The 18,290-nt window shown below is 43.6% G+C and carries 9 protein-coding genes, 1 tRNA gene and 2 pseudogenes; 8 read left to right on the top strand and 4 right to left on the bottom strand.

Annotated elements, in window-relative coordinates; all coding sequences use genetic code 11:
- Nucleotides 1–480: 480 nt before the first annotated feature.
- Nucleotides 481–554 (bottom strand) — tRNA-Ala (locus JCM10512_RS07155).
- 116 nt (nt 555–670) lie between these two features.
- Between JCM10512_RS07155 and JCM10512_RS07150 the strand changes: the two genes are divergently transcribed.
- The gene (locus JCM10512_RS07150; RefSeq protein WP_044161749.1) at nt 671–973 is read left to right on the top strand and encodes a DUF4286 family protein; all 303 of its coding nucleotides are present in this window, start codon (nt 671–673) and stop codon (nt 971–973) included.
- Nucleotides 970–1,535: pseudogene (ruvC, locus tag JCM10512_RS07145) on the top strand (crossover junction endodeoxyribonuclease RuvC). The gene JCM10512_RS07150 and the pseudogene ruvC overlap by 4 nt, the downstream one beginning before the upstream one ends.
- Before the next feature lie 4 nt (nt 1,536–1,539).
- On the opposite strand, the gene JCM10512_RS24805 reads toward ruvC, so the two are convergent.
- From JCM10512_RS24805 to JCM10512_RS07135, 3 genes and pseudogenes are all read right to left on the bottom strand, one after another.
- Nucleotides 1,540–2,136, bottom strand: a complete 597-nt coding sequence (locus JCM10512_RS24805) for a beta-xylosidase family glycoside hydrolase (RefSeq protein ID WP_369346462.1) — start codon at nt 2,134–2,136, stop codon at nt 1,540–1,542.
- 123 nt (nt 2,137–2,259) lie between these two features.
- A pseudogene (locus JCM10512_RS21300) lies at nt 2,260–3,062 on the bottom strand (glycoside hydrolase family 43 protein); the annotation flags it as partial.
- Nucleotides 3,063–3,334: 272 nt separating this feature from the next.
- On the bottom strand, nt 3,335–7,342 hold the full coding sequence (locus JCM10512_RS07135; RefSeq protein ID WP_439644358.1) for a hybrid sensor histidine kinase/response regulator transcription factor: 4,008 nt from the start codon (nt 7,340–7,342) through the stop codon (nt 3,335–3,337).
- Between the two features lie 516 nt (nt 7,343–7,858).
- Between JCM10512_RS07135 and JCM10512_RS07130 the strand changes: the two genes are divergently transcribed.
- The 6 genes from JCM10512_RS07130 (at nt 7,859) to JCM10512_RS07110 (ending at nt 18,289) form a co-directional block, all read left to right on the top strand.
- Complete coding sequence (locus JCM10512_RS07130; RefSeq protein WP_044161745.1) at nt 7,859–11,005, top strand: SusC/RagA family TonB-linked outer membrane protein; 3,147 nt, start codon at nt 7,859–7,861, stop codon at nt 11,003–11,005.
- Nucleotides 11,006–11,024: 19 nt separating this feature from the next.
- Nucleotides 11,025–11,531, top strand: a complete 507-nt coding sequence (locus tag JCM10512_RS23570; RefSeq protein WP_244437003.1) for a RagB/SusD family nutrient uptake outer membrane protein — start codon at nt 11,025–11,027, stop codon at nt 11,529–11,531.
- On the top strand, nt 11,528–12,718 hold the full coding sequence (locus JCM10512_RS07125) for a RagB/SusD family nutrient uptake outer membrane protein (protein ID WP_244437002.1): 1,191 nt from the start codon (nt 11,528–11,530) through the stop codon (nt 12,716–12,718). Before JCM10512_RS23570 ends, JCM10512_RS07125 begins: the two co-directional genes overlap by 4 nt.
- Nucleotides 12,719–12,739: 21 nt before the next feature.
- Nucleotides 12,740–14,176: a glycan-binding surface protein gene (locus JCM10512_RS07120; protein ID WP_044161859.1), complete on the top strand. Its 1,437-nt coding sequence runs from the start codon at nt 12,740–12,742 to the stop codon at nt 14,174–14,176.
- A 19-nt stretch (nt 14,177–14,195) separates the two neighbouring features.
- Complete coding sequence (locus tag JCM10512_RS07115; protein ID WP_044161743.1) at nt 14,196–16,340, top strand: endo-1,4-beta-xylanase; 2,145 nt, start codon at nt 14,196–14,198, stop codon at nt 16,338–16,340.
- Nucleotides 16,341–16,636: 296 nt separating this feature from the next.
- Nucleotides 16,637–18,289: a sialate O-acetylesterase gene (locus tag JCM10512_RS07110; protein WP_044161740.1), complete on the top strand. Its 1,653-nt coding sequence runs from the start codon at nt 16,637–16,639 to the stop codon at nt 18,287–18,289.
- The last annotated feature ends 1 nt before the right edge of the window (nt 18,290 follow it).

Below are 18,290 nucleotides of genomic sequence, written 5' to 3'. Positions count from 1 at the left end.
AGAAACGAGTGAACTTCTTTGATTCGCGTAACCTCTATCTAAATTTAGAGTGACTTATTAGGTACAAAGATACAAAATGCTTTATTCTTATTATACGTTTCTTGCAAGTTTGTGTGTTTAATAGTCAAAGCTAGAACTTCCACTATAATTTATGGCTTGAAGAAGGGACTTTCAGCCTTCCGTCTTTTGACCAAGAGAGTCGCTCTCACTTAAATTCATGGAAAAAGGGATCAAGTCGAAAAGTATGTGGGCGACAAACGTTAAATACAAAGCTTTGAAGTATTCTATATATCAATAAACGACAGATGTTAATTGAAATATAACGCTTTACGAAAAGATATTAGCACATTACAAAGATGCAAATGACCGGACAGTTTAACATACCCACAGAGTTTTCGGATTGACCCGGAAAAGGGGGGAATACAGAATATAGTAAAAAGAAAAAGGCTCTGATAAACAGAGCCTTAATTCGATTATTTGTGGAGCGTATCGGACTCGAACCGATCACCTCAACACTGCCAGTGTTGCGCTCTAGCCAGATGAGCTAACACCCCGAGCGGATAAAACGAAACTGTTATTTTGAGGTCGTTTCCATTTTACGGCTGCAAATATAATGCATTATTCTGGATAAATCGCTATGTTTGCAGAAATAAAAGTAAAATAAAGAAATATGTTGATTTACAATACGACTTTTCAGGTGGATGATGAAGTTCACGATAACTTTCTGATTTGGATCAAAGAATGCTATATACCCGAAGTTCAAGGGCATGGTACCCTGAAAAGTCCGCGCATTTGCAAGATACTCAGTCATCGGGATGAAGGGAATGCTTATTCTTTACAGTGGGAGGTTGACAATAGTGGACTCTTGCATCGTTGGCATATGGAGCAGGGAGCAAAGCTGAATGAAGAATTAACGAGAGTTTTTGCTGATAAGGTGATTGGTTTTCCAACTTTGATGGAGGTAGTGGAGTGATTCAACCTGTAAAAGAAAAGATAATTTTGGGTATTGACCCCGGAACTACTATCATGGGATATGGCGTGTTGAAGATAAAAGGCACTAAACCCGAGATGGTGGCTATGGGGATTATTGACTTGCGTAAGTTTGCCAATCATTACCTCAAACTCAAGCATATACACGAACGGGTATTGGGAATTATCGAGAGCTATTTGCCCGATGAATTGGCTATCGAAGCCCCTTTCTTTGGGAAAAATGTGCAGTCGATGCTTAAACTCGGACGTGCTCAAGGTGTGGCGATGGCTGCTGCTTTGAGTAGGGATATTCCGATTACAGAATATGCTCCTCTGAAAATTAAGATGGCTATTACGGGAAGCGGACGGGCTTCGAAAGAACAGGTGCTGATATGTTGCAACGGATGCTTCATCTGTCTAAAGAGGAAATGCCCGTTTTTATGGATGCTACTGACGGACTGGCGGCGGCCTACTGTCATTTCTTGCAGATGGGCCGCCCAGTGATGGAAAAAGGTTATAACGGTTGGAAGGATTTTATTAGTAAGAATCCGAACCGTGTGAAATAGACTACTATTTTTGTGTATACATTCCTATGATTGTTCCCGTGAACCCGCCTGCTTTCTGGGTGCTTAGGATCGTTGCATCCACGTCAGTAGCTACTTCTTGCCAGTCATCATGTCCGGATGATACGGCGAAACTGTATTTGCCGGCACGTCCGGTAACCTGGAGCAGCAAGGGAGTCTCGGCTTTATCTTTACTTATCTCATAGGTACCTTCTATTGTTTGTTTACCTGCAGCGGTACGGACTACGGTAAGGACCGGTTTGCCGTTGCGGATTGTCTTGCCGAAGACGATATTGAACCGTTCGTTCTGATAACAGACTACTCCGCCCATTGCTGTTTCGCTATCGGGTATGAAGTTCATTGCCGTGGTTACCGTGAAATTGATATGTTGCTGACGATGTCCGATGAATGCCGATGAGGCTATTTCATAGATGTTGTGATCGGTAGGAGTGAGGAATAGCTTCCCTTTCCGAATCTCCCAGAAGTCTTTTTGCGGAGTTCGGATGAACAACCATTGCCAAGCTAACTGTTTGTCGGTGTCGAAATCATCTCGCCAAGTAAAATTGCCTGTAAACTCTTGCGGGTTGACTCCTGCGATATCCATCTTCCAATTTTCCGGCTGCACGATGAAAGGGACAGCCTTTCCTTTTTCCAAAATGATCGGTGTATCATGTTGCCAACTCACAGGTAATAGAAAAGTCTCTCGTCCGGTATTGTACAAGTCACCTTCGTAAGGGCGACATCCCAGGAATACGGCAAACCATTGTCCGTTAGGGGTATCGATTAAATCGGCATGTCCGGTTGAAGTCACCGGATTGAGACGCCCCTCCGGAAGATCACGTTGTGTCAGGATCGGGTTACTAGCTAAAGGAAGGTAAGGGCCTTTCACTTGGTCGGCGGTAAAAACAACTTCCGAGTGCTGACTACCTGTCCCGCCTTCGGCGGCTATCAGATAATATTTTCCTTTGATCTTGTAAAGATGAGCCCTTCGACCCAAATCGGCTGTTTGCTCTTATCCACACCTCCGTCTACAATCAGTTGTTTCTCTCCAAAGGTCTGGTCAGTGGCGGGATCGTAATTGTGAATCCAGATAGCTCGGTGCCCATTGTATAGCGGAGTACCTTCTGGCGCATCGTTGTGAACTAGATAAGCTTTTCCATCTTCATCGAAGAAAAGAGAAGGATCGATTCCTCCGACAGCGGGTAAGGTGATGGGATCGCTCCATTCTCCACGAGGATCTTTAGCCTTCACTACAAAATTGCCAATGCCATCTACGCAAGTGGTTACCACGTAGAAGGTATCGTTCGCAGGGTTGTAGGAGATGGCTGGCGCATAAATACCACCATCTATACGTATACTATCGAGTTGAAGTTGCGAGGGACGGTTGAGTACATGTCCGATTGGTTCCCAATGCACGAGGTCGCGACTGTGTAAGATTGGAATACCCGGATAATAAGCGAATGAAGAGTGCACCATGTAATAGTCTTCTCCTTTTCGGCAAACGCTTGGGTCTGGATAAAAACCGCTCATGATGGGATTCCGGTATTCGGTGTCGGGATTGATGCTGGGATCGAATATAGCATCCTCACCTTGGTACTCAAAGAAATCGAAAGACGCTTCGCCGATGGCGGGAGCGGGACGGCATCCGGTTAACCCTAAGAGGCCGACAAGAAGAACCGTAGTTAATGACTGAGAAATAAAGTGTACTGCCATTGTCTTATTTTATTAAAAATGAATACGGCAAATATAGCGGCTTCTTTTTAAAAGCCTGTATTTACTTGTTACAAGTCTTATTCTACTTGTTACATCGCTTGCTCTTTATACTCGGAAGGCGATATTCCGTAGAAATCGCGGAAAGTATTGGAGAAGTGAGAGAGGTTGGAGAAACCTGTTGCATAGGCTATTTCCGAAACACTTAGTTTCTTCTCGCTCAACAGGTGGGCGGCTTGTTTCAACCGGATGCTGCGAATGAAATCGCGTGCCGACTGATGCGTGAGTTCTTTCAGTTTACGATGCATATGTACACGACTCATCCCGACATTAGAGGCGAGCATCTCCACATTGAGCGCCGGATCGGCTAGATGATCGTTGATGGTTTTCATCACTTTACCCATTAGTATTTCATCGCTGGACTTCATCTCTATCTTTACAATATTCTCTTCAATCTGTTGGTCGCCGACAAGTTTGCCTCGCAATCTTTCACGGTTTGCAATGAGATTACTGATAGTTGTTCGCAGGTATTCGGTATTAAATGGTTTTACGATATAGGCATCAGCACCAATCTCCAATCCTTCGATTCGATCCTCGGTTTTAGATTTGGCAGTTAGCAGGACGATTGGGATGTAGTTGATGTTGACGTTCTGTTTCATCTTCCGGCAGAGAGTTATTCCATCCATCTCAGGCATCATAATGTCGCTGATAACCAGATCCGGCTTTTCTTTTAAGATCGTTTCCAGACCTTCGCGTCCATTGGTACACTCGCTAACGCGGAAATCACTGCTTAGCTCGTCGCACATGTAGCGACGTATTTCGTCGTCATCTTCAATAATCAGGATGCGGTAGCGGGTTTTGGCCTTAATAGGCTTGCCCGAATCGGCGAACTCGTCTTTTGTTTCATAAACTGTCTCTTTAGGCAGTTGCGAGGTCGGCAGTCTGTTAGCCAAATTTTCCAAGCTTTCTAATTCCTCGGCTTTGAGATGTCTGCATCCCAAGGGTAGACGAATGACGAATCGGGTGCCCGGTCCATCTTTGCGATTCTCGGCTTTGATAGTTCCGTGATGTAGTTCTACCAACGATCGGGAAAGATGTAAACCTATGCCGGTTCCGAAATTAGATTGAGTTACGTCGTTGTTTATTTGATAGAACCGTTCGAAGATTTGTTCGATCTTATCTTCGTCGATACCGATGCCATTGTCAGTTATATCTATTTCAAAGTATTCTTTCAGTGCTCCACGATAAGCATTGTTGTGTCCGGTTTTTAGCAAGATACGAATGTCCCCTCCTTCTTGTGTGTATTTGAATGCGTTGGATAGCACGTTCATAAGCACTTTATCGAAGTTATTCAAGTCAATCCACACCTTTAACGAATCAGGTTCCGGCAATTCTTTATCAAAGGTGAAACTGATGTTCTTCTTTTGCGCCTGATAATTGAATGTTTGCATCAGATCATTGATAAAACCTACCATATCAGTCTCACGGAACTTCAGATGCATCTGTCCTTTATCCAGTTTCCGTATATCCATTAGTTGGTTGATTAGGCGGAGTATGCGCTGGGCATTGCGGTGAATCATGAGATAAACTTGTGTTTTCTCGGACCGTTCGGCTATGAGTTTTTCCAGTGGACTGATGATTAGAGTCATCGGTGTACGGATTTCATGCGATATATTGATGAAAAATTGCAATTTGGCTTCATTGATTTGTTCTTGATGCTTCTGCTTCATCACTTCCTGACGGCGGTGTATGCGCGAGAGGGCATACATCGTGAGTGCATAGATTACTAAGATGACCAGACAAGTCCAGAAGACTTTAGCCCACCAAGTTTGATACCAGGGGGGAGTGATTACGACTTCCAACGTACGAATGTTCGAATAATTATTGTAATCGCGTGCTTGTATAGAAAAGGTGTACTTACCTGGTTTCAGGCTGCTATAAGTAACTTGGCTTGTTCCGGGCTGTATGCTGACCCACTCGTTGCCTAATTCTTTAATTTTATATCGATAACTGATCCGGTCGGGGTTGCTGAACTCCAAGACTGAGAAATCAATACTGAATGTATTTTCATTATACGCCAGCGTGAACCGTTCGGAATCCATTACTGCGGTATCTGTAATAGTATTCTTTCCCGATTTATCTCCTTTCTTTATAGCACGGTTGGCTACATAGAATCCGGTGACCAACACATTAAGCTTCTTTTTTATTTCAGTAATATCTTCCGGATAGAATGCGGTAACCCCGTTTGTCCCTCCAAAATAGATTTTGCCTCGCTTGTCTTTGAATACGGCAGTGCGCGTAAACTCATTGCCTTGTAATCCGTCGCCGGCATAATAGTTAATGAATTTCTTTTCCTTAGGAGTGAATTTAGAAATTCCCTGATGTGTACTGATCCATATATTCCCTTTTCGATCTTCGGCCAATCCGCAGATAATATCACTAGGTAGGCCATCTCGGGTGGTAAAACGACAACCTTCCTGATTTGTTTTATTAAGGCAGATCAAGCCTTCGGATGTCCCGGCCCAGATCTCTCCCGTGCTACTTTCCAACAGACAATAGACTACATAGCCGGGCAGAAGATTGTTACGTTTCTGATAGTTGATGAAATTGTTCGTTTTCGGATTCAGTACTGCTAGCCCTTTATACGTTCCGATCCATAACATACCTTCTTTATCTTGCATCAGGCAACTAATCCAATCGTTTGGGAGGCGATTCACACTCCAGTCGTCGTTCTCATTGCGTGTCGATTCGTAGTAGGTGGCTTGTTGGGTTGCCAAGTCAATCTTATAGAGTCCTGATCCGTAAGTGCCTACCCATAGGCTTCGTTCCCAGTCTTCGGTAATGCAGGATACTTTGGGTTTGCCATTGCTGAGATTACCTTGCAACAGAAAAGTGACATCCTGGCATTGTCCCGTTTGTTTGTTCATCCGGGTTAACCCATCGAAGTAGGAACCCAGCCATAGGTCGTGATTCGTATCTTCGTATATGCACATGATTGTGCTGGGAACCGAATTGGAATTCCCACTCTGGTGGCTGAAGTGCTGAAGTTGTTTGCCATGCTCGTCGATTGCGTAGAGCCCGTCATTGTCCGTGCCAATTCGGATTACTGCTTCTTCGTCGACACAGATAGCCATAACACAACTGGAACCGATGCTGTTGTTGTGTATAGACTTGTAACCGTAGTAATCGAATTTGTTCGAGATGCCGGGTATTAAGATAAGCCCTTTCTGAAAGATACCGAGCCATAAGTTATGATCACGGTCTTCGATTAGCGAATGAACCTTAGATTTAGAGAAGTCGAAAGGCCCCGCATTTATTTCACTGTCTATGATTGCATTTAGTTTGGGTTGGTATTCTTTCACACCCTGGCCGTCTGTACCGATGAACATTCGGCCCTGTGAGTCGATAATCAGGGTGCGGATATTCATTATCATTTGCTTCTGATAAGGAATCGGCTCGAAGTTACCGTCCTGGCGAGCCGATAGTTTAAACAGTCCTCCGGTGAGCGTACCTACGAAGATTTGTCCATGAGAGTCTTCACAGATGGCAGACACATCGTCGCTACCTATATTATAAGGCGCTTTATACCTTTTGAGTTCTTTACTTTCAGGCGAATAGCGGTAGAGTCCTTTATCTTCGGTGGCAATCCACAAGTTTTGGCGCGAATCCTCAAAGAGTACATTGAGATAATTGCTTCCCATTTGTTCGACTAGGTGAGTTTCAATATTAAATTGAGACGGCTGTTTGCCTTTCTTTAAAGATATTGCTCCTTGTCCGGAGGTTGCTATCCAGATATCGCCGTTGTGGCGTTCGATGATGGAGGTGATGTGCGGATTCTTTTTTCCGTCTTTTCGGGGTATGAATAGTTCGTGGAAAGTGTCGGTAGCACGGTCGTATCGTTGTAGCCCATTGATGCACCCAATCCAGAAGTTTTGCTGACTGTCTTCAAACAACGTTCGCACATAGTTGTTCTTTAAACTGGTGCTGTCCCCCGAATTATGCCTGTATATGGAAAAACGAGTTCCGTCAAATCGGTTGAGCCCGTTTTCGGTAGCTACCCAGATAAATCCTTTGCGATCCTGATAGACCTCGTTGATCAAACTGTTGGATAGCTCTTTATCCGTCGTATAGAACTTCCCGGTCTGTGCTTTGGCAACAAGGGATAAGTCAGGATGAAACAGAGTAGGTAGAAAAACGGGAAGATATGTGTTTTCATAAAAGGCAGATGTTACAAGTATATTTGTATTTTTCGCTTTTACAAAGATAATATTTTTAATTAAAAAGGAAGAGTTTTGTTACTTTTCCTTTTACTGATGTAACGCAAACCCTTCTCAGGATGCTCTGGAGACAGGGTGTGTAACGAATGCGCAATAGCTTGTAACCTGTGTGCAAATGCATGTAACCATTTGCCAATAGCCTGCTACAAAATTACAAATGCGCATTGTTTTTTATTCGTAGATTTGCATAAACCGAAATAGGAATTGTTGAACACCTTTAAATAAAAGCAGCTTATGAAAACATGAAAGTTCTTCTCTGTTACTAATCTCTTATAACAGGAATGAGAATAACAATCTCAGATTAACCACTATCATTATTAATTAAAAAGAAATGATTTTATGGAAAGCACAAATCATTATTATCGACCATTAGGTCTCATTATTATTTTATGCCTCTTCCCTTTATGGGCACTGGCGCAAACCATTTCCGTGACGGGCGTGGTGAAGGATGTATCGGGTGAGCCGATTATCGGAGCCAGTGTTTTGGAAGCCGGCACTACCAACGGGATCGTTACTGACCTAAACGGTAACTTTAAGTTGAATGTTTCTGCCAAAGGCAACTTAAGAGTCTCATTTATCGGTTACCTGTCACAAACAGTACCGGTAGCCGGAAAAAGACAATTCGATATCATACTGAAAGAGGATAGCAAAGTCTTGGATGAAGTTGTTGTAGTTGGATACGGACAGATGAAACGTAGCGACTTGACAGGTTCTGTAGTATCGGTTAGCGACGAAGCGATCAAAAAGTCGGTACCTACTTCTATCGATCAGGTACTGCAGGGACGTGCCGCCGGTATACAGATTCAGGCCAACACGGGTACTCCGGGTGGTAGCTCTTCGATCCGTATTCGCGGTATCAACTCGTTGAATGCTACTAGCCAACCGATTTTTGTAATCGATGGAGTAGTAGTGGACTCATCAACAGATGATGAAACAAGCAACCCTTTATCCAGTATCAATCCGTCGGACATAATTACTATGGACGTATTGAAAGACGCTTCCGCAACAGCCATTTATGGTGCGCGGGCTTCTAACGGGGTAATCATTATTTCTACCAGACGGGGAGCTAAAGGCGAAGCTACCATTTCTTACGATGGCTACGTGGGATGGCAATCCATGCCGAAACACTTGGATGTATTGAACTTGCGTGAATATGCCGAGCATCATAATGCCCGTGCAGCAAAAGGTATTTTAAATTATAGCGATAATTTTGTTCGCCCTGACCTATTGGGTGAAGGAACTGATTGGCAGAAAGAATTATTTCAGAATGCGTTGATGACCAGTCATAACCTATCACTAACCGGTGGTGGAGAAAAGACAACTTATGCCATTGGAGCCGGTTATTTAGACCAAAGAGGTATTGCACTGGGGTCCGGATTTAAGCGTTTGACATTGCGCGCCAACATAGATACGGAACTGAAAAGTTGGTTGAGAACCGGCATAAACTTCTCTTTAGCCGACTCAAAACAAGAGGTTGGCTGTGACAACGACTTAATTATTACAGCATTGAAGCAAACACCGAATGTTGCAGTACGCAATGCGGACGGTTCATTCGACGGACCGGATACGGATCAGTATGTACAAACCAACCCGATCGGTATGGCTATGCTGCGAGATAATTATAATAAAAAGTACAATTTCCGTTTTAATACGTACCTGGAAGCTACCTTATATAAGGGACTGACATTAAAGACGGAACTTTCGGCTGATTATAACTGGGCAAACTCTTACTACTTTGAACCTTCTTATAAATTCGGTTCTTTAACTAATGACACTCGTACGGGAAGGCGTACAAAGAATGACAGCAAGTATTGGTCGTGGAGAAACATTCTGACTTATGCCAATACGTTTGCGGAAAAACATGACGTGAACATCATGTTGGGACAAGAAATGTCCGAATCAAAATGGGAGAATCTGATGGGAACAGTTACCGGTTATTTGTCTAATAACAATACGGACCTGTCGGCAGGTGATGCTACTACATTCGGCGGTTCGGGAAGCTCAGGGGCTAATTCTATCTTCTCCTACTTCGGACGTGCTTTCTATTCGTATGATAACCGCTATTTACTGACTGCTACTTTGCGTCGTGACGGTTCTTCCAGATTTACGAAAGACAATCGTTGGGGATGGTTCCCGTCGGTAGCTTTGGCATGGAAGGTAACGAGCGAAGAATTCTTGAAAGAGAACGATGTATTGAATAACCTCAAAATCCGTTTAGGTTGGGGAGCAACCGGTAATCAAAATGTAGCGGACTGGGCCTATATGTCTATTTTGAAAGCGTGGACTACAAATTGGGGAACCGGTATGCTCAGTGGCAATACGGCAAATCCTGACCTGAAATGGGAAACAACTTATTCTACCAATCTCGGTCTCGACGTTAACTTGTTCCAGAACCGTATTGAGTTTATTGCTGATTTGTATTATAAGCGTACCAAAGACTTGTTGCTGCAATTACCATTGCCTTCTTATCTGGGTTCATCAGGTTATGGAGCAGCTTCCAGCCCGTGGGCGAATGTAGGTGAATTGGAAAATAAAGGTGTGGAGTTTACTTTGAACACTGTCAATATTGATAAAGGTAACTTTCAGTGGCGTAGTAACTTTGTATTCTCATTGAACCGTAACAAGGTAGTCAGCATGGATACCGAATCAAGTGTTATTGATAAGACTTTCCGGGTAGGTGAAGAAAACAAAATCGTAACCCGTACAGCAGTAGGCAAACCTATTGGACAATTCTACGGATACAAAGTAATCGGACGATTTGAGAAAGCAGAAGATTTCTACTATAAAGATGCCAGTGGTACCGTGAAACCGGTTGCTTTGCCGAGCGGAGTGGCTATTGCGGAAGCCGGCGCCTGGATTGGTGACTATCGATTCGCTGATTTGAATAACGATGGTGTAATTGATGATTCCGACTGTACGTATATTGGGAATCCGAATCCGGATTTTACCTTCGGTATTGGCAATACATTCTCTTGGAAGGGATTTGACTTAACAATTTTCCTCTCCGGTTCGTATGGAAACGATGTACTGAACTACGCTCGTCGTAAATTGGAAAACCCAAGTGAAAACAATAACATATTACGTTCTGCTCTTGATTATGCAGTTGTTGAAAAGATTGATCCGAACGGACCAACCGATATCCGCAACATGCATGTTACTGGTGGAAACTCCAAGATGTATCGTCTTTCGGCTTCTTCATCGAATGATAACAACCGTGTGAGTGACCGTTACATTGAAGATGGTTCATACCTTCGTATTCAGAATATTTCACTGGGCTACACATTCCCTAAAAAGTGGGTAAACCGTTTCAATCTTCAGAATGTGAAAATATACGCTAATTTGCAGAATGTGTATACATGGACTAATTACTCTGGGTATGATCCGGAAGTCGGTTCAATGTATGGTGACGCGTTAATGAATGGGTTGGACTACGGTCGTTATCCTTCACCGCGTATATATACATTTGGTTTGAATATCTCATTCTAACGCTTAAAATTGAAGGACAATGAAAAAGAATAATAAATATCTACTGATAGCTATGGTTGCCGGCCTGTTTACTTGGACCGGTTGCGTAGACGATTTCCTAACCCAGACCAATAACACAAATCCGAATCAGGATAACTTTATTGATAGTAAAGAAGCTCTTGATGCTCTTACGGCTCCTTTGTATAGTGTGGTTTGGTGGCAGTTTAATGAGAAGTTCTATTACGGAATGGGAGACGGACGTGCTAATAACCTTACGGCTATGTATTCCAATTATATTTTCCCGTATACCAATATAACGGAAACATCATTGACAGCAACTCTGTTGGATGCTTGGGGCTCGTTTTACAATGTAATCGCTCAATCTAACAACGCGATAAATACCATTCAGAATAAATCGCAGGGCGTTACCGACCTACAGAAAACTCAATCCATTGCCGAAGCTCGCTTCATGCGCGGATTGGCCTACTGGTATCTGGGTTCTCTTTGGGGAAAAGCCGTGATTTATGAGAATACAGAAGCTTGGTGAATAACTTTGTTATTCCTCCTCACAAGCGTAGCGATGTTATTGAATTTGCCATTCGTGATCTGGAATTTGCAGCTAAGTATTTGCCGAAAGAACCTTCTAAGGCAGGCCGATTGACTAAATACAGTGCGTTTGGAATACTTTCCCGCGTTTACTTATCAATGGCCGGATTGACGGACAACGGAGAATATACCGGCAGTAATTTGGTTACCGATTATAATCGGGGTACACGTAATGCCTATTACCTGGATTTATCTAGAAAGGCTGCATTGAAAGTAGTTAACGAATCAGCTTATAAACTGTTAGATAACTATGGCGACCTCTTTACGTATGAGCATAATAATAATTCCGAATCGCTCTTCTCATTGCAGTGGGTCGCCGGACATCCTGATGCGACGGGCTGGGGATCAAACAATCCGCAACAGGCATTCTTCGCGTGGGAATCTATGATAACGAACGACGGTGCGGCATGGGGAAATGCAACCTATGCTTCTTATAACCTGGTTTCCGAATATGACCCACAGGATCGTGAGCGTAGACATGCAACTATTTGTACATACGGCGAATTCTATCCGGAACTTTGCAAGGCACAAGGCGGATATACGTATGGGGTAACTACCGGTGGATATAAGGAGAAATGTAATATCAAGAAGTGGGTTAACGGATCGTTGGCTGATAATGGTGTCAATCAGAAACAAAGCTCTGGACTTATGACTACCATGATTCGGTTGGCTGAGGTTTATTTGAATCTGGCTGAAGCAACTCTGGGTAACAACGCTTCTACTACGGATGAAACCGCTTTGCTATACTTCAATAAAGTACGCGAACGTGCCGGTATGACGCCCAAAGAGTCAGTTACTTATGAAGATTTGCGTTATGAACGTCGCATTGAGTTGGCTTTGGAAGGACAATATTGGTATGATCTTGTACGTCGTGCTTACTACAAACAGCAGGAAGTGGTGAATTATATGAATAATCAGGATCGTAACGCAAGTTATGTATATGATGAAACCGAGCCGACTCAGTATGCTAAGAAAGCTGATGCAACTCCGGGAACTGTTTCTACCGCAACGATAAATAGTTTGCTATTGCCATTGCCCGATACAGATACCAGCAAGAACCCTTTACTTAAAGGAGATCCGGTGGATTATACTTTCACCGAAGCTAAGATTACGGATTTGTATGAATAATGAATTAAAACTGATATGAATATGAAACTAAAGAATACTATATGGCTGTATCTTAGCGCAATGCTCGTTGCAGTATGTTTTGCAGCCTGTTCGGATGATGACGCGGACGGAAGCTCGCCAATTACGGTTACGGGTGTATATCTGGAAGATCAGGAATCTTCAGTTCCCGATCGGTTAGTCGAGTTTGTGCGTCTGGGACAAGTTATTCGCATTCAAGGCAGTGGATTTGCCGGTATGCGTAAAGTATATGTGAATGGTTATGAAACTTATTTCAATCCGGTCTATGTGGCCGACAATTCGATGTTGCTTCAAGTATCATCGAGCACACCGATTACAAGCGCAGCAGAAGATGTACGCAATACGATCCACTTCGTAAAAACAGGAACAGACTACGTGCATAAGTTCATCATTCGCTCGGCGTCTCCAGCGATTCAGCGAATAGAGAATACACTTCCTATGGCAGGTGAAACAGTTCGTGTGTTTGGTAGCGGATTGCAGGAAATTACTCAAGTTGATCTACCTGGTGGTGTGGTGGTGACCACAGACATTGAGTCGGATGAAGACGGAGAATATTTCACTTTTGTCATGCCAACAGGCGTCACGGCCGGAGGAGCTATTAAAGCAATCGGTGCGAATGGGGAAGCAAACTCTCCTAACTATTTCAACTATTCCAGCTGTATGATTCTCAACTTCGATGGCAAAGGTACGCAAGGTGTCTGGTCGTGGAGTGAAACAGGCTCTATGTTGGGAGCGGCCGATAAAAAGGATGATAATGGAAAGTATACGCAAAGGGACGAAAGGGCAGATGACCCGGCTCATTCCGGACGCGGAAAATGTATGCAACTTATTCCGGATCGTATGTTGAATAACGCCGATGGAGGTATTGCTGCAACCAAGACCCGTTGTACGGAAGTGTGGACAGCCGGAACAGGCAATGCCGACGATGATTGGACATGGATGTATACGCACATACCGGCTACTACTCCGGTTACCGAAGTCGCTTTCCAGTTCGATATCTATGTACCCGAAAGCAATCCATGGAATAATACAGGTTATATTGAGGTTATGCTATACAATAATGTAAATATGGCAGGTATCGGTTCGGATGATGAAGGACAGCACGTTGCGTTCTTTGTTCCTTGGATAAATAATGGGGCGAAAACTCCTTATACGACTGAAGGTCGTTGGCAGACGGTCACAATTCCATTTAGTGAATGGGCGGTGATTGCTAAAGGCATAGCAGAAGATGGTAAAATACCGACTTTCAGTGATATTGTAGACGCACGTCTTGCTAAAGATTACTATAACTTCGGTATGGGTATTGTGAATAATGACTTCAAGTACAAAGGGGTTGAGGTGAAATCTACCTTGTTGCACCAGAAAGTGTATGTGGATAACTGGCGTATTGTTCCGTATCAGACGACTCCCAGTAGCGATTTCCCGGAAGTTGAAGAATAATCTATAAAAGAAGAATCATATGAAACGAAATAAAATAATTTCATTGGCAGTATTAGTATGTCTGAGCTCCTTAGGCAGCTGCTATGACGAAAAGATGGAATGGGGAAAGCCCGAAGGACAAGGCGACGTCAATGTTTCGGATATCCCGTTGACTCTGAAGGAGAAGATAGCAAACTATGACTATATCAAGGCCTATGCTCAAAAGCATACACCACATATGCTCATTGGACTAGGTATGGGAGCCGAACTTTATATGGAAGACGCGCAATTCAAGCAAGTTGCCGACGACAATTTCCAGCTGTTTACTACCGGTAACGCCATGAAGCATGCATCGGTTGTAAATACGAAAGGGGTACTCGACTTTACAACAATTGATAAGTTCTTTGCTGCAATCCCAGCGGATATGCCTGTATATGGGCACAACTTTATTTGGCATACACAGCAGAATGCTACTTATTTGAATATGTTGATTGCTCCTACACGTATCGGTAATTTAATTGGTAATAGTGATTTCGAAGACGGAAAGACCGTTTGGGATACTTGGGGTAAAGGCTCTGCTGCTATATCCACCAATGGTAAAGGCTATGGTGACAAAGGGTATTGCATGGAAATCACGAACTCAGCTTCCGGTAATGATTGGGATGCTCAGTCTGCGTATACAATGGCGCTCGAAGTGGGAAAAACATATACTTTCTCAGCTAAAGTAAAATCGAATGTTGCAGCCGGACATTTGCAACTCATCGTGCAAAACTCTTCGACTTACGAGCAGGAAGGGTATAAGAGTCTCGATAATATCGGTACCACATGGACCACATGGACTACAACTATTAAAATAACCAAGTCGGTGAATCGTTTGGTGATAAACTCCGGTAAGGTTGCAGCCACGTACTCGATAGATGATATATCATTTAAGGAATACATTGAACCTACGAATCTGGTTTCCAATAGTACATTTGAAACAGGTGCGATTACCGGATGGAGTACTTGGGGCAAAGGATCGACGGCCGTTTCGGCTAGCGGTGCAGGTCACGGAGGTACAGGTTACTGCTTGGCGTTGACTAATACAACTGCCGGCAATGATTGGGATACACAATCTGCTTACGCTATACCTTTTGAAAAGGATCAGACTTATAATATCTCCATGTATGTGAAATCGAGTGTTACGGGAGGCCGTTTGCAGATTATCGCTCAGCACTCTTCAAGTTATGCGCAGGAAGGCTATATGAGTAAGGATAATATCGGTACCGAATGGGTTAAATGGGAAACATCCATTAAAATAACGAAGGACGTTGACCGGATCGTGTTGAATGCCGGTAAAGTAGCCGGTACTTACTACATCGACGATATCAGCGTAACAGCAGCCGAGGTAGACGTGGAGATTGAAAAGACGCCGGCCGAGAAGAAACAAATCTTGCTCACCGATATGGAGAGATGGATAAAAGGTATGATAGACCACTGCAAGAGCCGAGTGACCATGTGGGATGTTCTGAATGAACCGATCACGGACAATGGCTTGCTTCGCGGAGTCGATATTGTACCCGAAGAAGTAGGTAATCAGGAATTCTATTGGGGACAGTACATCGGAAAAGAATATGGATTGAAAGCCTTCCAGTTTGCACGTCAATACGGCAATCCGAACGATCTTCTCTTCATCAACGAGTATGGGTTGGAAACAAATCCGGGTAAGCTGACTGCTTTGATCGACTATGTGAAGTATATCGACACTAGCAATGGTTCTCCGATAGTAGATGGAATCGGTACGCAAATGCACGTACATACTTCCAGCATTACACGGGAACTGGTTGATGCGATGTTTAAGACATTGGCCGCTACCGGAAAAGTGATTCGGGTGACCGAGTTGGATGTACAGGTGGGAACGACCACGCCATCGGTTGAACAACTTGCCAAACAAGCCGAAGTCTATCAGATGATTGCCGAATCTTATAAAGAGAACATTCCGGAAGCTCAACAGTCGGGTATTACGATCTGGTCTTTGACAGATGCCGCTAAAGAACATGAATACTGGTTGCCGGATGATGCACCTAACTTGTTTGATGCCAAGTACGGACGTAAACATGCTTATAAGAGTTTCTGCGATGGAATCGCAGGGTATGATGTCAGTACCGACTTCAATGGTGAAGACTGGGAAGCGGGAAATAGATAACACGGATATAGCCTGATGGGCTATGTATGGAAAAGGCGAATTACAAGTATTATTGTTTGTTGCAGAAAGTTTGAATGGAGACAATAATACTTGTTTCGCCCTTTTTATCGGTGTTTTTTGAGCAGATGTAACATCCTGATAAGTATTTGTAACACGAGTGAACAAGGATGTAACCGAGAGGAAATGATTTGAATCATTATTTCGGAGCTTCCGTACAGAAACTTCCTAAGTTTGCAAAGTGAACATCGAATGGAATATTTATCTGCAATGGATATATAAAGACAATGAAAAACAGAATGAATAAGTATTGGTTTTTAAAGGTTGGGTTAGTAGTTGTGTGCCTTTGCCTCACTCTTTGGAGTGAGGCAAAGGTTAAACTGCCCGCTCTTGTTTCCGATGGAATGGTTCTTCAGCATGGACAGCAGCTTGCTGTTTGGGGATATGCTGATCCGGGTGAAACAATATCTCTTACCTTTCTGAAGAAAAAGTACACATCGCATGCCGATGCCAAAGGTTGCTGGAAGATAGACTTGCCGGCATTGAAAGCCGGAGGACCTTATACGATGAGCATCAATGAAATTCAGCTTAAGGATATTCTAGTCGGCAACGTTTGGCTTTGTTCCGGACAATCGAATATGGAACTACCTGTTGCCCGGGTTACCGATATGTTTCGCGATGAAATATCCGCAGACAGTGATTACCCGATGATCCGGCAGTTCAAAGTTCCTTTGCGTTATGATTTTCATGCTCCGCAAACCGATGTGCCGGGTGCCTCGTGGAAGGCATTGACACCTGAAAACAGTATGTCTTTCTCTGCGCTTGCCTATTTCTTTGCCAAAGATCTGTATGCAAAGACCCGTATACCCGTCGGAATCATTAATTCAAGTGTAGGTGGTTCGCCTGTAGAAGCTTGGATAAGTGAAGAAGGATTGAAACCTTTTCCGATGTATCTCAATGAGAAACATATCTATGAGTCCGACGACCTGATCGCAACGATGAGGCAAGAAGAAGGAAAGAAAAGTCATGCTTGGAATGTAGCTCTCTATCGTGGTGATGCCGGATTACATGAATCTACACCTTGGTATGCGGCCGATTACGATGATGCGGCTTGGGCGCAAACTGATATGTTCGCCACCGAATGGGCGTCGAATGAAGTGGGCCCCGTCAACGGATCGCATTGGTTTCGGAAAGACATTCAGGTTTCAGGCGAACAAGCCGGACAAAAGGCCACCCTCCGTTTGGGATGTGTGGTAGATGCCGATTCGGTATATGTCAACGGAACGTTTGTCGGAACCGTTTCTTACCAATATCCTCCACGTATTTACTCGATTCCTGCCAACTTACTGAAAGCGGGGAAGAATACAATTACCGTGCGACTTATCAGTAACGGAGGTTATCCCCATTTTGTGAAAGAGAAACCGTATAAGATATTGTTTGGGGCAGGACAACCCGAAAAAGGAGAATCGGAAATCAGTTTGGAAGGAATCTGGAAGTATCGTTTGGGTACGCCCATGCCAACTGCTCCGGGACAAACATTCTTTCAATATAAACCGGTAGGACTGTACAATGGCATGATTGCTCCTTTGGTTAATTATGCTGTGACGGGTGTTATCTGGTATCAGGGAGAGTCGAACGTGTCTCGTCGCAACGAATACGCCAGCCTTCTAACCGCTATGATGGCTGATTGGAGACAAAACTGGCATCAACCCGATATGCCTTTCTATATCATTGAACTAGCTGACTTTCTTTCGCCCGATGATAAAGGCGGACGGGCAGCTTGGGCAGCGTTCAGAAAAGTACAGGCTGAAGTGAGCGATCAAAACAAAAATGTCACTTTAATTAAAAATAGTGACCTGGGCGAATGGAACGATATCCATCCACTTGACAAAAAAACATTGGGAAAGCGTGTGTCTGAAGCTGCTTCCCAAGAAAGAGGACATAATAAATAAA

The sequence above is a fragment of the Bacteroides reticulotermitis JCM 10512 genome, from assembly GCF_000517545.1.
Lineage (GTDB): Bacteria > Bacteroidota > Bacteroidia > Bacteroidales > Bacteroidaceae > Bacteroides > Bacteroides reticulotermitis.
The sequence above is the reverse complement of the archived record's forward strand: the minus strand, read 5'-3'. Positions and strand labels throughout refer to the sequence as shown.